General features: G+C 45.4%; 17 protein-coding genes. 10 read left to right on the top strand and 7 right to left on the bottom strand.

Annotated features, from left to right (window positions below):
* Positions 1 to 215 precede the first annotated feature (215 nt).
* Both recB and recD read left to right on the top strand, forming a co-directional pair.
* Positions 216 to 3,839, top strand: a complete 3,624-nt coding sequence (recB, locus tag Q8W40_RS03095; RefSeq protein WP_305395825.1) for an exodeoxyribonuclease V subunit beta — start codon at positions 216 to 218, stop codon at positions 3,837 to 3,839.
* Entirely contained in the window at positions 3,832 to 5,943 is a 2,112-nt protein-coding gene (gene recD, locus Q8W40_RS03090; protein ID WP_305395824.1) for an exodeoxyribonuclease V subunit alpha, read from the top strand. Before recB ends, recD begins: the two co-directional genes overlap by 8 nt.
* An 86-nt stretch (positions 5,944 to 6,029) precedes the next feature.
* Here the strand turns inward: recD and Q8W40_RS03085 are convergent, their stop codons facing one another.
* Positions 6,030 to 6,314, bottom strand: a complete 285-nt coding sequence (locus tag Q8W40_RS03085; protein WP_224056063.1) for a hypothetical protein — start codon at positions 6,312 to 6,314, stop codon at positions 6,030 to 6,032.
* A gap of 269 nt (positions 6,315 to 6,583) precedes the next feature.
* Positions 6,584 to 7,915 carry an amino-acid N-acetyltransferase gene (gene argA, locus Q8W40_RS03080; protein WP_305395823.1) on the bottom strand — a complete coding sequence of 444 codons (1,332 nt, stop codon included), beginning with the start codon at positions 7,913 to 7,915 and terminating at the stop codon, positions 6,584 to 6,586.
* A 327-nt stretch (positions 7,916 to 8,242) separates the two neighbouring features.
* Here argA and Q8W40_RS03075 point away from each other — a divergent pair, with 327 nt between their 5' ends.
* The 5 genes from Q8W40_RS03075 to Q8W40_RS03055 all read left to right on the top strand — a co-directional run bounded on the left by Q8W40_RS03075 (position 8,243) and on the right by Q8W40_RS03055 (position 12,008).
* Entirely contained in the window at positions 8,243 to 8,677 is a 435-nt protein-coding gene (locus Q8W40_RS03075; protein ID WP_305395822.1) for a DUF2850 domain-containing protein, read from the top strand.
* Positions 8,678 to 8,758: 81 nt separating this feature from the next.
* The gene (mltA, locus tag Q8W40_RS03070) at positions 8,759 to 9,862 is read left to right on the top strand and encodes a murein transglycosylase A (RefSeq protein ID WP_305395821.1); all 1,104 of its coding nucleotides are present in this window, start codon (positions 8,759 to 8,761) and stop codon (positions 9,860 to 9,862) included.
* 89 nt (positions 9,863 to 9,951) lie between these two features.
* Complete coding sequence (tcdA, locus tag Q8W40_RS03065) at positions 9,952 to 10,767, top strand: tRNA cyclic N6-threonylcarbamoyladenosine(37) synthase TcdA (RefSeq protein ID WP_305395820.1); 816 nt, start codon at positions 9,952 to 9,954, stop codon at positions 10,765 to 10,767.
* Positions 10,768 to 10,992: 225 nt separating this feature from the next.
* Positions 10,993 to 11,421 (top strand): cysteine desulfurase sulfur acceptor subunit CsdE, encoded by a 429-nt coding sequence (gene csdE, locus Q8W40_RS03060; RefSeq protein WP_305395819.1) that lies wholly within the window; start codon positions 10,993 to 10,995, stop codon positions 11,419 to 11,421.
* A gap of 62 nt (positions 11,422 to 11,483) precedes the next feature.
* A complete protein-coding gene (locus Q8W40_RS03055) occupies positions 11,484 to 12,008 on the top strand; it encodes an outer membrane beta-barrel protein (RefSeq protein WP_305395818.1) in 525 nt (174 codons plus the stop codon).
* Between the two features lie 65 nt (positions 12,009 to 12,073).
* Here Q8W40_RS03055 and Q8W40_RS03050 read toward each other — a convergent pair whose 3' ends face one another.
* From Q8W40_RS03050 to Q8W40_RS03035, 4 genes are all read right to left on the bottom strand, one after another.
* Entirely contained in the window at positions 12,074 to 13,279 is a 1,206-nt protein-coding gene (locus Q8W40_RS03050) for an aminotransferase class V-fold PLP-dependent enzyme (RefSeq protein WP_305395817.1), read from the bottom strand.
* A gap of 3 nt (positions 13,280 to 13,282) precedes the next feature.
* On the bottom strand, positions 13,283 to 13,879 hold the full coding sequence (locus Q8W40_RS03045; RefSeq protein WP_305395816.1) for a DJ-1 family glyoxalase III: 597 nt from the start codon (positions 13,877 to 13,879) through the stop codon (positions 13,283 to 13,285).
* Positions 13,876 to 14,769 (bottom strand): 2-dehydropantoate 2-reductase, encoded by an 894-nt coding sequence (gene panE / locus Q8W40_RS03040; protein ID WP_305395815.1) that lies wholly within the window; start codon positions 14,767 to 14,769, stop codon positions 13,876 to 13,878. The genes Q8W40_RS03045 and panE overlap by 4 nt, the downstream gene beginning before the upstream one ends.
* A gap of 118 nt (positions 14,770 to 14,887) precedes the next feature.
* The gene (locus tag Q8W40_RS03035) at positions 14,888 to 15,646 is read right to left on the bottom strand and encodes an outer membrane protein OmpK (RefSeq protein WP_126607886.1); all 759 of its coding nucleotides are present in this window, start codon (positions 15,644 to 15,646) and stop codon (positions 14,888 to 14,890) included.
* A 384-nt stretch (positions 15,647 to 16,030) separates the two neighbouring features.
* On the opposite strand from Q8W40_RS03035, the gene Q8W40_RS03030 reads away from it, so the two are divergent.
* The 3 genes from Q8W40_RS03030 to Q8W40_RS03020 all read left to right on the top strand — a co-directional run bounded on the left by Q8W40_RS03030 (position 16,031) and on the right by Q8W40_RS03020 (position 18,106).
* Positions 16,031 to 16,621, top strand: a complete 591-nt coding sequence (locus Q8W40_RS03030) for an LON peptidase substrate-binding domain-containing protein (RefSeq protein WP_101113149.1) — start codon at positions 16,031 to 16,033, stop codon at positions 16,619 to 16,621.
* Between the two features lie 232 nt (positions 16,622 to 16,853).
* The gene (locus Q8W40_RS03025; RefSeq protein ID WP_167404723.1) at positions 16,854 to 17,387 is read left to right on the top strand and encodes a sigma-70 family RNA polymerase sigma factor; all 534 of its coding nucleotides are present in this window, start codon (positions 16,854 to 16,856) and stop codon (positions 17,385 to 17,387) included.
* Positions 17,384 to 18,106, top strand: a complete 723-nt coding sequence (locus Q8W40_RS03020; RefSeq protein ID WP_305395814.1) for a ChrR family anti-sigma-E factor — start codon at positions 17,384 to 17,386, stop codon at positions 18,104 to 18,106. Before Q8W40_RS03025 ends, Q8W40_RS03020 begins: the two co-directional genes overlap by 4 nt.
* Before the next feature lie 71 nt (positions 18,107 to 18,177).
* On the opposite strand, the gene Q8W40_RS03015 is transcribed toward Q8W40_RS03020, so the two are convergent.
* Positions 18,178 to 19,560 carry an AmpG family muropeptide MFS transporter gene (locus tag Q8W40_RS03015; protein WP_305395813.1) on the bottom strand — a complete coding sequence of 461 codons (1,383 nt, stop codon included), beginning with the start codon at positions 19,558 to 19,560 and terminating at the stop codon, positions 18,178 to 18,180.
* Positions 19,561 to 19,590: the final 30 nt, after the last annotated feature.

Below are 19,590 nucleotides of genomic sequence, written 5' to 3'. Positions count from 1 at the left end.
AGGGTGGTCGCCAGCAAATCATTGTTATTTGTAGGGCGTTCGCTGTACGACCACAGGGTCAGAGGTGACCACAATTCTGTGGCAGGGATACTAACCACAGCAGGTAGCCTGAACCGTGAAGCAAGTCTCAACCTGATCTATTTTGATCTTTAAAGTTAATTATAAATTGCAAAATAAGTGTTTGATCACAAATTATTAGGCGGAATCGACGATATATGACTAGCCAATCTGATTCAAAACCTCAACAAGCGAGTGTTTTGTCACCAATGGACTTCCCCTTGCACGGTGCCCGTTTAATAGAGGCCTCTGCGGGAACAGGGAAAACGTTCACGATTGCGGGGCTGTATCTACGTCTACTTCTTGGTCATGGTGAGAGTGGCACGTCACATCCCTGCCAATTGACTGTTGATCAGATATTGGTTGTGACCTTTACAGAAGCAGCCACGGCAGAGCTGAGAGATCGTATCCGCGCTAAAATTCACGACGCACGTTTGGCGTTTTCTCGTGGTGGTGCTTCTTCAAATGATAAAAAAATAGATCCCGTTATCCAGCCCTTGTTAAACGCCATTTCGGATCACAAAGAAGCCGCAAAAATATTGCTTCAGGCTGAACGCCAGATGGACGAAGCCGCCATCTATACCATTCACGGCTTTTGCCAGCGCATGTTGACTCAAAATGCCTTTGAATCAGGCAGTCGGTTCAATAACGAATTTGTTACCGACGAAACTCAGCTCAAAGCTCAGGTTGTTGCAGATTATTGGCGTAGGCAGTTTTATCCATTACCGATGAACCTTGCCGCTGAGATCGGGAAGATCTGGGGGGCACCTTCAGCTCTGCTTAAGGATGTATCCAGACACTTAACGGGTGCAGACATTGAACTGACGGTCGCGCCTCTCTCCACAAATATTGCGGATCTGCATCAACAGAATTTAAGTAAAATCGATGAACTCAAAGCGCAATGGCGAGCGGCACAAGACGATCTACAAGACCTGATATCAAGCTCGGATGTAAACAAGCGTAGCTACACCAAAAAATCGCTGCCTACTTGGCTAGAACAAGTCACTATTTGGGCAGCAAGCCCAACGGTGGATTACGTTTTCCCCGATAAGCTAGAAAAATTCAGCCAGACGACGCTGAACGAAAAAACCCCTAAAGGCGAGCCACCCACTCACTCAGTTTTTGATTTGATAGACGAGTTTATTTCACAGTCGGTTTCGTTGCGTGACCCCATTTTGGCGCACGCGATCGCAGAGTGCCGTGTTCTGTTGGCGAAAGCCAAGCAAAGAAAGAATTGGTTATCGTTCGATGATTTGCTGACGCAACTTTCTGACGCCTTAGATGCCGATGAAGATGATTTGTTGGCTGAGCGTATTCGCACTCTTTACCCGGTGGCTATGATCGATGAATTCCAAGATACGGACCCGCTTCAGTACCAGATATTCAGCCAAATTTACGTAGATCAGCCTCAAACTGGCTTGTTTATGATCGGCGATCCTAAGCAGGCGATTTATGGGTTCCGTGGTGCTGATATTTTTACCTACATTAAAGCCCGTAATGAAGTACAAGATCACTACACGCTCGGCACCAACTGGCGCTCTAGTGCCGATATGGTCATGGCAGTGAACCGAATTTTCGATTTCAGTGATGCCCCTTTTATTTATGATGAAGACATTCCATTCAGACCCGTCAAGTTCAGCCCGAAAGCCGATTCTAGCCATTGGTTTTTGGATGGCGTTAAGCAGCCAGCTCTAAGGTTTTGGCTGCATGAAGAAGAAGACGGTAAGCCCGTAACGAAAGGGGATTACCTTTCTGTCATGGCGTCAGCCACAGCCAGCCAAATTCAAACGGTGTTAACTGCATCAGACAAGCAACAAGCTTGGTTTGAAAATGGGGGAGAGCGCCACAACGTGCAAGCTGGTGATATCGCTGTGTTGGTTCGAACCGGCACGGAAGGGCGAAAAGTCAAGGAAGCACTCGCCGAGCAAGGCATTGCGAGTGTGTATTTATCTAACCGAGACAGTGTGTTCGACAGTGTCGTCGCGCACGATGTGCAGCGCCTGCTCCAAGCCGTCCTAACGCCGGAGCAAGACAAAACGCTTCGCGCTTGTGTGGCATCGTCTTTGTTCGCTTTGAACGCTCGTGAATTGGATGCCCTAAATAACGAAGAAACACTGTGGGAAAACACGGTGAATGAATTTCGGGAGTACCGGAAACTTTGGCAGCAACGAGGCGTGATGCCAATGATTCGCTCCGTTATGTCAAAGCGAGCGATGGCAGAGCGCTTACTGGAAGAAGATAACGGAGAGCGCACCATTACCGATTTGCTGCACATTGGCGAGTTATTACAGCAAGCCAGTTTGTCGCTGGAAAGTGATCACGGTTTGTTGCGTTGGCTATCTGAAACCATCAGCGATATTCAGTCCGGCTTAACGGGGGGCAGCGATGAGCAAATCCAACGTTTGGAGTCTGAGCGTAATCTGGTTCAAATTGTCACTATCCATAAATCGAAAGGCTTGGAATACGATTTGGTCTTTCTTCCTTTTGTTAGCAGTTACCGCGAAGCCAGTGAAGGCAAGTATTACGATGCAAAGAAAGACAAAACCGTATTAGACATTACTAAGAACAGTGAAGCTCTAGAACTGGCCGACAAAGAGAGATTAGCGGAAGATTTACGTTTGATTTACGTGGCGCTTACTCGCGCGGTTTATGGCTGCTTTATTGGTATGACTCCGATACGAAAAGGGCGAGCCACTAAAGGACCTTCAGGGCTTCATTTAAGCGCCATTGGGTATTTAGTGCAAAACGGCGAGCCAAAATCGCCAGAAGAATTAGCGGGGTGCCTCGCTCAAGTGACCACAAATCATGATTTCATGATCATTGAAACGCCACCTGAGCAGCAAGGACAGCCATATACACCCGTAAAAGAAGCGGCAGAAGTCCTTACGGCAAGCGAGTTACAGCAAGATATCGATCGCTCATGGAGAATCAGCAGTTACTCGGGGTTAGTCAAGCAATCAGGGCACGGTTCACATGATGCGTCTTTTGAAATCGCGGGGTTTGATATTGATTCATTTTCCGAAGAGGAAGAGCACCTAATAGAAGCGCCCGCGCGTTCCATATTTACCTTTCCAAGAGGCGCGAGACCGGGAACGTTTCTTCACACTTTATTTGAAGAGGTGATTTTCAACGAACCTGCGCACAGTGAAGCCAACAGTGCAACCATTACCCATTTGATGGAAGTAGAACAGCTCGAACCGGAATGGCAGCCCGTATTGGAATTACTGGTAGATACAGTGCTTAACACGCCTTTGGATGGGGAAGGGCTCCAACTTTCGAACAAAATGCCAAGCCAATTATTGGTGGAGATGGAATTCTTATTGCCCATCGATGTACTCCTCGCTCCAACGTTTAACCAGTTGGCTCACCAACATGATCCGCTTTCTAAGCAGGCTGGCGATCTAGGTTTTCATCGCTTAAAAGGCATGTTGAAGGGCTTTATCGATCTCGTGTTTGAGCACAACGGAAAGTACTATGTCCTTGACTGGAAATCGAACCACTTAGGCGATTCAGTTGCTGACTACCATGGTGAGAATTTGGCGCGTGCGATGGCGGATCATCGATACGATTTACAATATCAAATTTACGCGTTGGCACTGCACCGCTTCCTAAAAAGTCGGCTAGCACAATATGACTATGAACAGCACTTCGGTGGTGTGTATTATCTTTTCTTACGAGGTGTGGATGGGCAATCGAATAACGGGATCTTTTCAGCGAAACCTTCCCAAGCCTTTTTGGAACAGTTCGATAAGCTCATTGATGGAGAAGCATTAGATGTCTGATTCTCAGCCAGTAAACTCCGACATGCCTACAACCGATTTACTCAATGTCATGCAGCAGCTTGCCGTTCAAGGGGCAGTTCGACAGCTGGATTACCAATTCGCTCGATTTATTGCTTCTCAACAGCCAGATTCGAATCTTTCCGTGCCTTTTATTGCAGGGGTAGCCAGTTCTGAATTAGGAAAAGGGCATATTTGTGTGCCAATGGACAGAGTAGATATTGCGGCTTGCCTTGGCCTTTATGGCGAGCAAGCACAATTATTACAAGAAAAACTCAAGGGCATTGATTGGGAAAAAGAGTTGGAGAGCTCTCCAGTCGTCGGGCGAAACGGTGAATCCAAACCTTTAATTCTGGATGGTGCGAAATTGTATCTGCACCGCTATTGGCATTACGAGGTGGTGCTCAGTCAGACGCTGCGCGATTTGATGTCGCCCATTGTTTTAGAGCCTGCTCAAGCGACTCGCCTAAAAACAACGCTAGATCATTTGTTTGCTCGCAGCTACCAATACTTGTTCTCAACAATAGTGTATTCAGAACAAAGCCATCAGGTCATGCGACAGCAGTGGGTATGCGATCACCTAGATATCGTCGCGCCGGAAACATTGGACTGGAACGCGATTGACAACGTTTTGGTGAGTGCGAAAAAAGTGACGGACTTAAGCAGTCTGGATGCCTTAGTACCACAATCTGCCTGCTTAAATTGGCAAAAAGTAGCTGCTGCTGTCGCGCTTACCAGACGCTTTGCTGTGATTTCTGGTGGACCAGGAACAGGAAAAACCACAACGGTCGCTAAATTGTTGGCAGCATTGGTTCAGCAGGGAAGTGACTTAGGTGAGGTGCCTGACATTAAGCTGGTTGCGCCAACAGGTAAAGCCGCAGCTCGTTTAACCGAGTCCATTGGTAAAGCAGTAGAAGGTCTGCCAATAGAACCGAGCATTCGCGACCAAATCCCAACCGATTCGAGCACGATTCACCGTTTACTCGGTGCGATCCCCGGGCGAGCAGAGTTCCGACATCATAAAGACAACCCATTGCATCTCGACATTTTGGTTGTCGATGAAGCTTCAATGGTTGACCTGTCTATGATGTATAAGCTGGTGGACGCGATGCCACCGAACGCTAGGCTAATTTTACTTGGCGATAAAGATCAGCTTGCTTCTGTGGAGGCAGGCGCAGTGCTAGGCGATATCTGTGATTTTAGTGATCAGTTCATGAGCCCAGCGCAAAGCCAACAAATCGCTACGTTAACTGGTTACGATGCAGTGAGCCGCCAACATTCTACGTCAGCCCCACCCATCGTGGATTGCTTGTGTATGTTGCAAAAAAGCTACCGTTTTGATGCCCGTTCTGGCATAGGGCAGTTGGCTAAAGCGATCAATTCAGGCCATCCCATCCGAGTCGAAAAAGTTTGGGAGCAAGGGTTTGGTGATATTGCCCACCATGACTTGGATAAAGACACCTATCAGCAGATGCTGAAAATGGTTACAGCAGGTTATGCCCCTTATTTGCAAGAGGCCAACCGCAAAGTTTCATTGGACGAATTACCCAGTGCGAAAGCAAAGCAGGTGTTAAAACTGTTTTCAGAATGCCGGCTACTATGTGCTATCCGTGAAGGTGATTTTGGGCTTGTCGGCTTGAATCATCGAATAGAGCAGAGCCTTAGAAAACAGAATAAGTTGCCTACCACCGATGATGTTTGGTATCCAGGCAGACCGGTCATGGTCACGCGTAATGATCATGCACTTGGGCTTTACAATGGTGATATTGGAATTTGTATGCTGGATGAGTCTGAAGAAGTGCCAAGACTTAGGGTGTACTTTGAATTACCCGATGGCACAGTGAAAGGTGTGCTTCCAAGTCGAGTCCCCGAGCACGAAACGGCGTATGCCATGACCATTCATAAATCTCAAGGGAGTGAGTTTGAACATACGATCATGGTATTGCCGCCAAGCTTTAGCCCTATTTTAACGCGAGAGTTGATTTATACCGGTATTACGCGAGCTAAGAAGAGGCTGGATCTGTTTGGTGAGCGAAATGTGATGAATCGAGGGGTAAAAGTGAAAACATTACGTGCAAGTGGGTTAGCTGGGCGATTGGATAAGTAAGGGCGCTAGATACAGTTTGAAAGTGTGATTGAATTTTTGGCTCCACCGTCCTTGGTGGACCATCAAATTTCTAAGGTCTGCAAATCCTAAACTTCGGCAAGTGCTAGGAATTTGAAAACGTCTTTGACGCTGCTGTTTTCATCTATTTTCGTACTGAATACTTCCGAAAATGAGATGTTTCTTATGTTACAACGATTTTGATAAGACATTATGTAACGTTTCATGCTGTCGTTTACTGGAAAAACGCAGTGTACTTCTCTGCCATCCAAAAACTGGTTGTCAGCCATATCCCAAAAGCTTTGGGCCGAGTTGCAAATAATGGTTCTCATTGAGTTTATGCTCGCAAGTTGTGGACTCTCGCTTCCTAGCATTTGACTCCGTATTAGAGTGAACCTCCATGTGGCAGTGAACATTCTTGACGTTGATGTTTAAAACCTTTTGATAGGCGATAAAGCAAACTAAAAGGTAAAACAGAATGATTCAACTGAAATTGGCACTGGAAAGCATGGCTCTCCAGTGGCGGGGATTGTACCAGCAGAATGTGATATGAAAAGTCAATTTTTAACCGATTTGCGGTTTTTTTTAGCAATTAATTATAAATCAGTTGCTTATGAATGAAATTAATTGGAACGAGGTTCTATTAAATGACTTGGAGTTGTAAAATCTTAGAACGTCTCTGGTAGTTATATAAATCTTGCTTCTCTCCAGGCAACGCGCCTATGCCGACTTCGGTAAACCCTTGCTCTCTAAACCAGTGAATGCTTCGCGTGGTGAGCACAAACAAATTCTCTAGCCCCATCGTTTTCGCTTGATTGTATATGTGTTTAAGTAAGTGAACACCGCGGTTACCATCGCGATAATCGGGGTGTATAGCCACGCAGGCCATTTCACCCGTTTGGTCCTCAAGAAACGGATACAGAGCGGCACAGCCAATGATCATGCCGTCTTTCTCGATGATCGTAAATTGGTGGATCTCTTGTTCCAGTTGCTCACGTGATCGGCGAACCAATATACCTTGCTCTTCCAGAGGGCGAATCAAGTCTAGAATCCCGCCAATATCATCAATATCAGCACTGCGAACTTGCTCTGCGCTGGCCATGACTATCTGGGTTCCGATACCATCGAGTGAGAATAGCTCTTGCAGAATGGCACCATCAAGCTTGTAACTGACTAAGTGGCTTCTTGGAACGCCAGCTCGGCATGCAGCGATAGCAGCCTTAAGGAAGCGAATCGATCCTCTCTGCCCTTCATCCGAATCGGAAGTGCGTTGTTGAAGTATTTCTTGGGCACCCGCAGGGAAGAGTTCTGCTATGACATTGCCTTCGTCGTCTGTAATGCCTTGCTCCGAACTGAAACCAATCAACTTATCGGCATTGAGTTTGATGGCGACTTGCGTCGCCACTTCTTCTGAAAGTAAGTTAAAGCTTTCCCCTGTAACGGACGATCCAATAGGACCCAGAAGAACAATAGATCCCTGCTGAAGTGTTCTGTAAATGCCTTCGGTATCGATGCGGCGAATACGACCGCTGTGGCAATAGTCGATGCCATCGTCGACACCAATAGGCTGTGCGACGATAAAGTTTCCGCTAGCCACGTTCAACTGAGTGCCGGCCATCGGGGTATTATTCAAGCTCATTGAAAGCCGAGCGGTAATGGCGAGCTGTAACTGCCCAGCGGCTTGCATAACAACGCTTAAGGCGTTTTCATCGGTAACACGAATACCTTTGTGATAAGGAGTGCGATGTTCTTGTTTGTCGAGCAACTGGTTAATTTGAGGACGAGCACCGTGCACTAACACGATCTTTACCCCTAAGCTATGTAGCAGTGCGATATCGTTAATTATGTTGCCAAAATTCTGATCTTCGAATGCTTCTCCACCCAGCATTATCACCATGATTTTTCCGCGGTGAGCGTTTACATAAGGGGCGGATTGTCTAAACCCTTTTACCAGTGCTGTACTTCTTATCTTCACTATTTAATCTATCCGTGACTATTTATGCTGATTTTATGACTATTTATTTCTGTATATTGACGCCAAATTTCTTTTTGTTCAATCAAAAATTTGGAACTGTGCCAAATAATGAACCATGCACTGCGAATTCATATAGACTATGCTTTAAACTGAGTGAAAAGTCAGCAGCAACTGCGCTTACTATGAAATTGTCAAAATTTTGATAATGGACATTTGTTGATAATAGACATGTGTTGATACATAAACCGTTTGATTTAGTTTCGGACTGATGTAGACAAGTAAGTGCACACCTGTAATTCTTGGCACACGTTATGAGATGTTAGATGTATGAGTGGTGAAGTGAGCAAGGTTTTACGGGGAAGTTCGCGTCGAGATGTGTCGTATTATGTACGTGCATTATTGTTGGTTGCTACTGTAGCGATTGGTATAGGTATAACGTTGTACCATGTTCTCGGTGACTACCAGGCACAACAACAAGACCTCAAAAAGAAAATCTATGGTCATTGGGTTGAACAACACGTTGCCCCTTACATGTCAGACTCTTATACCATTAAACCCGAAGGCATATACCGTGACGGGCGTATGCTAACGTCTAAATTCAGTTTTAATGGCTCTGAATTGGAATTCGAAAGCGGTGGCGTTGAGCATGAGTTTCTCGTGATTTCTGAAAGTTTCAATAGAATGCGCCGACTCCGCCCTGAACACTATGAATCCATATTTTTGAATACAACACCTCCAGCTGTCTTAAATTCAAGCAACTAGGTATCTCAATAGGGTGACTTGTGTTGCTGATGGCGTCATATTTTGCCATGCTGATACAAATCATTTTGTCTGGATGTCTTTGTGTTTAAAAAATTTCTTTGCTTTGGTATCGCGTTGGTTCTTGTTGGGTGTGCTGCACCTAAAAAACGCGGTCAGCAATACCTTGACGGTGAATTCTCATCGCCATTGAATCAAACCGCTCAAATCGAGTCGAACAAGCCCCGAAACTTTCTTACGTTTGATGCTCAGGCAGACGCTGTTTTATCCAAATCTCCTTCGATGGCACGTACTTATCAATCTTTGTATGAACAGCTTTCAGTTTGGGCGCTCAATAGCGGTGAACCAAGTGAGCTCGCAAATTACGGGATTCAGTCTGCGCAGCTTGGTGGGGGAGACAGCCAAGGTAATGTATTGTTTACGGGCTATTTTTCTCCTGTCATAGAGCTTAGGCACCAGCCTAACGACACGTTCCGTTACCCTGTTTACAAAATGCCTGAATGTCATGGTCAGTGTCCGACTCGTGCAGAAATAAATGACGGAGCATTAAATGGATTGGGGTTAGAGCTTGGTTACGCTGCCAATATGATTGACCCGTTTATTATGGAAGTTCAGGGCAGTGGTTTTGTACATTTTGAAGACGATGACACATTAGAATACTTTGCTTATAGCGGAAAAAATGGCCACCCCTATGTGAGTATTGGTAAGGTTTTGATTGAACGAAACCAAGTACCTCGTGAGAAAATGTCGCTGAAAGCCATTAAAGAGTGGGTATTAGCACAAGAAGAAGAGGTTGTTCGCGAGCTACTGGAACAAAATCCATCTTACGTTTTCTTTGAACCTAGAAAGGCGGCTCCGGTGACGGGAACTGCTGGTATTCCACTGCTACCTATGGCGTCTGTCGCAGGTGATAGACGTTTGTTCCCTATGGGAACCCCTATTTTGGCAGAAGTACCTCTACTTAATGCGGATGGTACGTTCAGTGGTGCGCATGAGTTGAGGCTGCTGATTGTGTTGGATACGGGCGGTGCAGTAAAACAGAACCACCTCGATCTCTATCACGGTATGGGACCAAGAGCCGGAACTCAGGCTGGCCACTATAGGCACTTTGGTCGAGTGTGGAAGTTAGGATTAGAAGCGTCACCTACACAATCGCCATGGGCACAGCCTCCCGAAAAGCGTGAATAGACTAAACGCATCTCGCTAGACTTTTCTATAAAGAGTGCGTATAAATCGCACTCTTTCTTTTTGAACTCTACTTTGCACAAGGTCATATCATGCAAGACAACCTACCTCCAGCATCCGAGCAGTACGATCAGCGATTTGGTGGTACAAGGCGGTTATACGGGCATTCTGAAGTCGATATTCTTCGGGCATCTCATGTTTGTGTGGTGGGTATTGGTGGTGTCGGTTCTTGGGCAGTAGAAGCGCTTGCCCGAACGGGGGTTGGCGAGCTGACATTAATCGATATGGATGACGTGTGTGTCACCAATATTAACCGTCAGATCCATGCATTGAATGGAACCGTTGGTCAGAGCAAGATTGAAGTAATGGCTGAAAGGGTGAAGCTGATTAACCCAGAGTGTAAGGTGAATTTAATCGATGATTTTATTTCGCCGGATAACTTAAAAGAGTACATCACTAAAGACTTTGACTATGTACTGGATGCGATTGACAGTGTGAAAGCCAAGGCGGCATTACTGGCGTTTTGTCGGAGCAATAAGATTAAAGTGGTCACGACAGGTGGTGCGGGCGGTCAAGTGGACCCAACTCAAATTCAGGTTGCCGACTTAACCAAAACCATTCAAGACCCGTTAGCGAAGAAGATCAAAGACACACTTCGTCGCCATCATAATTTTCCTAAAAATCCGCAACGCAAGTTTGGAATTGAGTGCGTTTTCTCTACTGAACAACTTAAATACCCACAAGCTGATGGCAGTGTTTGCGCCACTAAGTCGACGGCGGAAGGTCCGAAGCGTATGGACTGTGCCAGCGGTTTTGGTGCGGCTACGGTTGTAACGGCAACGTTTGGGTTTGTCGCGGTATCGCGAGTTGTCGAGAAGTTGATTCAGCGTGGAATGAAAACAACCTAACTGCTCCTAACACCTATATTCTAAAAGAAAGCCCAGCGTTGATGCTGGGCTTTCTTATTTTGGCTAGGTTTTCTTGTACTAGCTAGCCTTTCTTATACTAGTCGGGCTTTCTTATGCTGATCAGATTTTCTTATACTAATAGTAGAAAGGCATTTTGAACCTTCACCTGAGTGGGTTTGGGTATATAATCTCACACAGTTTAAATTGGATAATTCAGCAAATATTATGAGCAACTTTCCTTCGTCCCCTTTTGGTACCGATATTTCTAGCGAGCACATTGCAGAGACAATGCAAGGTTTTAAAAGCTGGGAAGACCGTTACCGACAAGTTATTCAATGGGGTAAGAAACTGCCCGCTATGCCTGAAACGTTGAAATCAGATACTGTCACGATTTCTGGATGTGAAAGCCAAGTGTGGTTTGTTACTGAAAAGCACGGTGATTGTTGGCATTTTTGTGCCGATTCAGACGCAAGAATCGTTCGTGGTTTGATTGCTCTTGTGCTGGCGGCTTATGAGGGAAAAACGTCGGAGCAAATTCAGCACTTTAATATTGATGACTATTTTGAGCGAACAGGTCTTATTGCCCATTTAAGCCCTTCACGTGGCAATGGATTGAAAGCCATTGTTGAGCATATTCAAACGGTGACCCGATAGCTTGCTGGCTTTAGCGATTTCGTGGATCGAGTTTTGATTCAATAAAAAGAAAAAGGAATAACATGAAAAAATATTTCGTCTTGGCTACCGCACTGATTTCTACATTCAGCATGGCTGAATCACAAAAACACGGTGAGCGAGAAGGCTTTCGCTTAGCGGCAGGTTTTGCCAGTACCAGTTATTCATCCAGTGTAAACAGCACCTATTTCACCACCAATGGCGGCGGTGGATTGAGAGTTGATGGGGCTTATGATTTCAATGCTATGTTTGCTGCAAAGTTAACTTTTGAAGCCAATTCACAAGATTTGCTTTCCGCTAACACCGGAAAAATTGCGGTTGAGCTTTCACACCCATTCAATGTTGATGCTGGTGGAGCAATTAAACCTTATGCGACGCTTGGTTATGGTCTACATACTGTGAAAGCAACGGCATTTACACCGCAAGAGCGAGAGTCTGGTTTGGTGTATGGCGCAGGTATACGTTTTATTGCATCGCACGGGTTTTATGCGGATTTAAACGTTGAGTTGGTCGAACTGAAAAATATCCGGTTAAGCCAAGGGGCGTTTCTGATTGGTTATAAATTTTAAGCTTGAATGCCTCCAACCAGCGAGCTAATGCAAGTTGGAGGTGTTTTTTTAGGGGGGGGGGGAAACTAAAGAATGTCTAACGCTTTTTCTACCGCTTTCACCAGCTTCTCTACATCTTCTTCCGTGTTGTAAATCCCGAATGAGACTCTTACGGTTCCTGTTACTCCCAATGCATCCATGAGTGGATGAGCACAATGGTGCCCAGCTCTTACCGCTATTCCTTGCTGATCAAGAAGGGTAGCGATATCTTGGTGGTGAATGCCATCGGTAACAAAAGTCAGCACACTCGCATTAGGCTGATAGCCGAGTAGTGAAATGTCTTCCATCTGTTCCAGTTTGTTAGCCGTTAGTCTTTGCAGCTGATGAATGTGCGATTCTATGCCCTCAAGAGAGAACGAGCGATACCATTTGATGGCGGTGCTTAACGCAATCGCTCCGGCAACGTTTGGTGTGCCAGCCTCAAACTTTCCGGGAAGCTCGGAAAATGTCGTTCCGGTGAAGCTCACACGCTCGACCATCTTCCCGCCGCCATGCCATGGCGGCATAGCTTGCAGTAAATCAAGCTTGCCATACAACACCCCAATTCCTGCTGGCGCATATAATTTGTGACCGGAAAATACATAAAAATCGGCATCCAGCGTTTTGATGTCCACAGATTCGTGAACAATGCCCTGAGCACCATCAATGACACTGACCGCGCCGACTTGCCGGCTGAGCTTGATTATCTCTTCAATAGGTTGGCGATACCCTGTTACGTTCGTCACATGAGCAACGGCCACGATCTTTACATTGTGAGATAAGCGTGATTCAAATGCCGCCATATCGAGCTCACCAGATGGCGTCATGGGAATTTTGACGATACTTGCGCCCGTCTGCTCTGCCACAATTTGCCAAGGAACAATGTTCGCGTGATGCTCCATTTCGCCGATCAGAATTTCGTCGCCTGCTTGAAGTGTACTTCGAGCATAAGTTTGAGCGATTAAGTTCAACGCTTCCGTTGCACCTCGAGTCCAAATTACTTCTTTTGGCTGCGCACCGATAAAATCGGCAACAGTCTCTCTGGCTTCTTCAAAAAGAGAAGTGGCATTGGCGGTTAAGGAGTGGCTACCGCGATGTACATTTGCATTTTGCTGGCTGTAATATTTTTGAATCGCATCTATCACGACTTGAGGTTTCTGAGTGGTCGCAGCGCTATCAAGATAAACCAAAGGGGTCTCGTTGACATCTTGTGCCAGCGCAGGAAACTGTGAGCGTACGTCGGTTAAAGGCATTCTTTACTTACCCATTTCATGGTAGTGAAGGTTTGGTAGCGTCACCATAGGCTCTGCCACCTTCCATGCGTGTGGTTTGCCCGAAAGCTGGATGACAATTTCCATCGCAAACTCCAATGCACTGCCTGGTCCTTGGCTGGTAATTAGTTTGTGATTGATATCGGTGACGACTCGTTTCACACGCCATTGCGACTCTGGGATCTTATCCTCGAAGTTTGGATGACAGGTCATGATGGCTTTCGGATAAAGATCGTGCGTTTGTAAAACGAGGGCAGGGCTTGCGCATATCGCAGCCATCCAGCGAGCATCGTACATATGCTGCTTCAAGATCTCTATGAGTAACGTGCTGTCCCTAAAAACTTCTGCGCCCGGCACGCCACCTGGCAGTGCAATGACATCAAATTGCTCATCGGCGACATCCACCAACCGACAATCGGCTGTTAGAGTGACACCACGGGAGGCTTTCATGGTGAGCGCTCCTTCAGGATCGACACTTGCAATCGTCACGTCATAACCAGCACGAACCATAATATCAATGATGGTTACGGCTTCCATTTCCTCTGTACCTGCAGCGATAGGGACCAGTATTTTATGGCTCATGATGAAATCCAGCTTTTTTCAATGTTTAAAATGGCGTCCAGTAATGCTTGATTAGCAGGAACTGGAATATGATGGCGAGCAGCAACTCGAATGACGTAGCCTGCGATAAATTCTATCTCAGTTTTCCGTTGGTGAAATACATCTTGCTGCATTGAAGAATGATTTTTAGCCGTTGCGTGAATTACGGTACTGACTTTTTCTCTCAATACCTCAAAGCTTGCCTCTAAACCTTCGCGGTGCATAACAGAAACAACTTCTTGTGTGACTTCATCCAGTACAGTGTTGAACTTTGGTTCGGAAAGGTCGCCATTCAAGCATTGATGAATCCCCGTTAATGGGTTGATAGCGCAGTTGATGGCCAACTTATCCCATAGGGCTTGACGGATATTGGGATTCCACTTTACTTCAGGAAGGGCGTGATTCAGTACCTCTTCTAAGAACTCACATTTCTCACCCTTTGAATTGAAACCGCCTATCTGAGTTTGACCGACCCCTGTGTGTATTACTTGATCAACATTCGGCTTGTAAGCGGCTTGGGTCGTAGTACCGATGACAACAGGAAAAGAGGCAATATCGGATTTCAACGCGTCAACAGCCCCCATTCCATTATGAAGAAACAATAATATGGTGTCTGGATGTAGGTGCGACAAAATGGGGAGCAAGGCTGTTTGTACTTGCCATACTTTCACTGTGACCAAAACGACATCACAATGTTTTAAGGCATTAAGGTTATTGGTTTCAAAGGTAACTGGTGAGGTATCGCCAAGCGACAGATCTCGTTGGGTATCTTTGTTATTGCGTGTCCATAGGGAAACGTGATGTCCTGCTGTTGCCAGCGACGCCGCCCAAAGTGATCCAATTGCACCTGGACCTAATATGACGATATTCAAACCTAGAAGCCTTATCAGAAACGATTGGAGCAAGGATAGCGACAGGAATGAAAGATGCAATATAAAGTCGAAACAAAAATGGCGCTTCAATAGCGCCACTTTTTTATATAGCTACTTGTTAGAATTTGTAGCTTAAACGATAGATCACGATGTCTTGGTAATCTTTACGTGCCAGTTTGTTCACTGTGTAACGGTAAAGAACGCCTGCAGACCAATCTTGATGGAAGTTCCACATAGCGTTTACGCTACCATTCAAACCTGTTTTACCACCGTTGATATCAGCGTACGCTTCTTGACGACCGAATTCGTATTCACCCCAAGTTGAAAACGTGAAGTTTTGACCAGCAAGATCGGTGTTGTAGAAACCAACCCAGCCAACCATTCCGCCGTTTGCACCGCTGATGCCGCCTTCGGTGTTAACTTGATGAGCACCAATAAATGGAGTGAACCCCCAGTTATCGCCTTTTAACGCTGTGTAGCCTAAGCCAGCAACACGGTTCTGCTCGTGAAGTGTTGGGCTGATGTCTTTATCTGTGTTGTACACTTGTGCATAAAGACTGACGCCAGTGTCTGCTAGGTTGTAATGGATTGTACCTTTAAGGGATGCACCACGGTTGTCTTGACCACGGTCAACACCTTCGTAGTCGTAAAACCCGTAGATTTGGCCCCAATCAAATACCGCACCACCTTCGATGCCGATGACGGCTTGGTTGCGTTCATGGATTTCCTGACCAAAGTTAGAAGCATCATTGCCGATACCGTGATCCCACTTTTGGTAATCAAGGTACGCGCTACCAAAACCAAATAGATATTCTGCTTGTGCTGGAACAGCGATAGCTGCAGATGCAAGGCTTAGAGCTAAAATTGACTTACGCATTAGGTTCTTCTCTCATATAAACGATTGGTGTAGGGCTCAATCCATAAACCTTAAATCCTTCGCCGCGCATTCTATATTTTCACCTCTCATTTGTAAGTGAAAAATACCGCAAATAGAAAGCAATTGAGTGACTAAGATCACGTAACTGAACATAATTAGGAACTCTGTCAATTGGGTGCAATAGTAATCAGGGTTTTGCTAATGACAAAATTGTTAATTTGAGAAAAACGTTTTCGTTCTTACTTTCAACAGTGTTTGGAAATTAGATATTTCTGGGCTGAAACATCGGTGGTTACTGCATTCGTGCGGTAAATGAATAATGATTGTGATCGCGATTACTGGCGCGCTCGTAAATCCTGAACATAAAGACAAAGGAAAATGAGCATGTCATTAATTACCAAATTGTTTCCTCTGAGTTCGGTTGTTTTACCAGAGGGGAAAATGAACTTGAGAATATTCGAACCCCGTTACAAGAGACTGGTGAAAGAGTGCTGCCAACAGAATGAGGGATTTGGAATATGCCTCATGTCCGACGGTGATGAGTCTTCCCCACACAACGTGTCTCAAATCGGCACGCTTGTTGAGATCGTGGACTTTGAAACGTTAGAAGACGGTTTGTTAGGGATTACCGTGTATGGAAAGCAAAGAATTCGTGTAAAAAGGGTCTGGTCTGAGAAGGATGGATTGAGAGTAGGGGAGATTGAACACCTTCCTAATTGGCAAACAGCGGAGTTTGTTGAGGATACAAAGCATGTTTCGCAACAACTCAGGCATGTCTACAGTCAGTTCCCACAAGTTAAAAACCTGTATGAACAATGTTTTTTCGACGATGCAACGTGGGTAAGTCAACGTTGGCTTGAGCTGCTACCGATAAACCAAACGAAATTCGATCTTTTGGTTTCCCAAGAATCTTGCAGTGCTACGTTGGACTTTTTATCTGAAGCAATAGATAGCAAGCCACTAGCTCGAGACTAGAGAATTAACCTTTAGTCTTTTTAAATCCATCTCTTTTGCCTGCTTTTCATTTTAAAGTGATCGATTATCTCGCGTGTTCGTATATGCTTTCTACAGGAATAAAAACTATTTTCCAGTGCTGGGACAAGTCTCAGCTCGATGTTAAGGAACTATCATGAGCAAGACGCTAGAAGCAGGCTCTGAATGTCAGTCAAAAGCTAAAGGAATCGACCGAGCGCATTGGTCGGCTTGCATGGCACGAATTCAGAATGGAGACAAAGAGGCATACGCTGAAGTGTTTCGATTTTTCTCGCCAAGACTTAGAACATTCGTCATCAAGCACGTGAGTAACGAGCATGTGGCGGTTGAGATTATCCAAGACACAATGGCGATGGTATGGCAGAAAAGTCATCTTTTTGATCCCGACAAAAGCTCGCTTTCAACTTGGATTTATACGATTGCGAGAAACTTAAGCTTCGACTTATTGCGAAAACAAAAAGGCAAAGAGCTTCATGTGCATTCTGAAGACATTTGGGCAAGCGACTATTGCCCGCCGGATCTTGTAGAGCATTATTCCCCGGAACAAAATATGTTAAAAGAACAGGTCGTCCGTTTTTTGGACACTCTACCGCAGAGTCAAAAAGACGTAGTTAAAGCGGTTTACCTAGATGAGCTTCCACATCAACAAGTCGCAGACATGTTTGATATTCCTTTAGGGACAGTAAAATCGCGGTTGCGACTTGCTGTAGAGAAGTTACGGCATTCAATGAAGGGAGATGCATTATGAGTTATCACCCAGAGTTCGAACTGATTCGCGCCTACGTAGATGGCACTATTGACCCTTGCCACGGTATTATGGTGGCAGCGCACTTAGAAACATGCAGTCAATGTAGACAAACCGTTCAAAGGTTAGAGGCTGAAGCGGCTAATGATATGTTTGAAGCACACAGTGTTGCAGATGAGGCAAGCTTCTCTATAGAACATGGCATCGACGAAGACAAAAACGCACCTAGTCTAGATTTGGAATCAATGCTCTCAACCATAGTTGACATGAAACAGCTCAAGCCATCTTCTCATGCAGATGCAACCCCTTCCGTGCATATTGAGTTAAATGGGAAGAAGTTTGTGTTACCGAAGGCGTTGAGAAATCAGGTGTCACGCATTGGTGAGTGGCGCAGTTACGGCGGTAAGGTGTACAGCGCTGCAATTGAGCTTGAAGAAAACGACGCGAGAATGAACCTACTTTACATCAAGGAAGGGGTTCAAGTACCTCAGCACACCCATAAAGGCGTCGAAACTACGCTAGTTCTTCATGGCAGTTTTAGTGACGAGGACGGGAAATACGCTGAAGGAGACATCATGTCTCGCGACGCATCAGTGAAGCATGCTCCGCAAACGTCGGAAAATCAGGACTGTTTGTGTCTGACGGTTTTGACCGAGCCGATGATATTTACCCAAGGTGTGGCACGAGTCTTCAACTTGTTTGGACGAGGCATGTACCCTTAAGGTGTGTTCCAGTTAGATGAATACAAAATGAAAAGAGGCTCTAATAAGAGCCTCTTTTTTACGTCTGAAATTTATTTAACCAATGGAGAATCTTCCATTTCTTCTTTTTCAGATTCTTTTTTGGCTTTGGCCAACAAATTGGAGAAGTGATGTCTTAGAGAGTAAAGCATAATCAAGCTTGGAATCACCATCAACGAAGTAACAATGAAGAAAGTTGACCAATCGTCCAAGAAATCGACAAGCTCTCCGCTGAAAGACGCCAAAGTCGTTCTTCCAAAATTACCCAGTGAAGCAAGCAACGCGTATTGAGTTGCTGAGAACGCTTGACCTGTCATAGCGGTTAGGAAGGACACAAACGCGACAGTAGAAAATGCCGTTGTAAAGTTATCGACAACAATGGTTGCGAAGAACAGCGTTTCACTTGGTCCTACTTTGGCTATCCAAGCAAACATCAAGTTACTTGCCGCCATTGCAATACCACCAATCATTAGACCGCGAACAATACCAAATTTCACATTCACCATACTTCCGATGATGGTAAAGAGAATGGTAAAGCCCCAACCAATCAATTTGGAGTAGTAGCCAATTTGTTCATTACTGAAGCCGACTTCCTTATAAAACGTAATCGACATACGCCCCAAGAAGGCTTCACCGATTTTGAAAAGGAATACGAATAAAAGCAGAGTGACGGCAACTTGCACACCGTTGCGTTTGAAGAAGTCATAAAACGGTTCAATAACGGTTACCGTAAACCACGCAGCGACCGGAGACCCGACAACTTCAGAGTAGCGCTCCTCTGCTTGTTTCTGAAGGGCTTCACGCTGGGTTTGTGGCTCGCCTACTAACAAGGTGAATAGGATTAGTACACCTACAATGATAGCCATTCCATAAAACACACCGTTCCAGCCAATGCTGTCGGCATTGATAAAGGCTAAATACCCAGGAAGAGAATAACCAGTCCACCAACCTACTACTGCCATAGCGGAAGCTTGAGGGAGTTTATTGGATTGCGATTTTGGGAAAGTATCGATTCGGTAAGCATCAATGGCGATGTCTTGTGTTGCAGAGGCTATCGCAATGCCGAAGGCAATCATCGATGTAAACATCAAGTTTGTTGCTGGATCAACTCCCGCGATAAACAGAGTACAAATCAAAATAAGACATTGACACAAAAGTATCCAACTTCGTCTTTGCCCTAACAAAGAGTGAAGAATGGGTAATTTTACGCGGTCGACTAAAGGTGCCCATAAAAAGTTAATAGCGTAAACCGCGAAAATAGAACCAAAGTAACCAATTGCAGCGCGTGTTAGCCCTGCATCTTTGAGCCAACCGGACATGTTAGAACCGATGAGAACCCAAGGAAAGCCGCTGGAGCAGCCCAGCATAAAGACCCAGAGCAAGCGTTTATCAAGGTAACTTCGGATAGTTTCTGTCCAAGTCATATTGCTTGACATAGAACACTCCTTGTATGAAAAGCGAAAGAA

The sequence above is a fragment of the Vibrio penaeicida genome, assembly GCF_030689305.1.
Lineage (GTDB): Bacteria > Pseudomonadota > Gammaproteobacteria > Enterobacterales > Vibrionaceae > Vibrio > Vibrio penaeicida_B.
Note: the sequence above shows the minus strand (reverse complement) of the source record. Positions and strands in the feature narration are given on the sequence as shown.

Excerpts from the sequence above, each read along its gene's own strand:
- recB (WP_305395825.1), top strand. The coding sequence starts at position 216 with ATGACTAGCCAATCTGATTCAAAACCTCAACAAGCGAGTGTTTTGTCA.
- recD (WP_305395824.1), top strand. The coding sequence starts at position 3,832 with ATGTCTGATTCTCAGCCAGTAAACTCCGACATGCCTACAACCGATTTA.
- Q8W40_RS03085 (WP_224056063.1), bottom strand. The coding sequence starts at position 6,314 with ATGCTAGGAAGCGAGAGTCCACAACTTGCGAGCATAAACTCAATGAGA.
- Q8W40_RS03075 (WP_305395822.1), top strand. The coding sequence starts at position 8,243 with ATGAGTGGTGAAGTGAGCAAGGTTTTACGGGGAAGTTCGCGTCGAGAT.
- tcdA (WP_305395820.1), top strand. The coding sequence starts at position 9,952 with ATGCAAGACAACCTACCTCCAGCATCCGAGCAGTACGATCAGCGATTT.
- csdE (WP_305395819.1), top strand. The coding sequence starts at position 10,993 with ATGAGCAACTTTCCTTCGTCCCCTTTTGGTACCGATATTTCTAGCGAG.
- Q8W40_RS03055 (WP_305395818.1), top strand. The coding sequence starts at position 11,484 with ATGAAAAAATATTTCGTCTTGGCTACCGCACTGATTTCTACATTCAGC.
- Q8W40_RS03050 (WP_305395817.1), bottom strand. The coding sequence starts at position 13,279 with ATGCCTTTAACCGACGTACGCTCACAGTTTCCTGCGCTGGCACAAGAT.
- Q8W40_RS03045 (WP_305395816.1), bottom strand. The coding sequence starts at position 13,879 with ATGAGCCATAAAATACTGGTCCCTATCGCTGCAGGTACAGAGGAAATG.
- Q8W40_RS03035 (WP_126607886.1), bottom strand. The coding sequence starts at position 15,646 with ATGCGTAAGTCAATTTTAGCTCTAAGCCTTGCATCTGCAGCTATCGCT.
- Q8W40_RS03030 (WP_101113149.1), top strand. The coding sequence starts at position 16,031 with ATGTCATTAATTACCAAATTGTTTCCTCTGAGTTCGGTTGTTTTACCA.
- Q8W40_RS03025 (WP_167404723.1), top strand. The coding sequence starts at position 16,854 with ATGGCACGAATTCAGAATGGAGACAAAGAGGCATACGCTGAAGTGTTT.
- Q8W40_RS03020 (WP_305395814.1), top strand. The coding sequence starts at position 17,384 with ATGAGTTATCACCCAGAGTTCGAACTGATTCGCGCCTACGTAGATGGC.
- Q8W40_RS03015 (WP_305395813.1), bottom strand. The coding sequence starts at position 19,560 with ATGTCAAGCAATATGACTTGGACAGAAACTATCCGAAGTTACCTTGAT.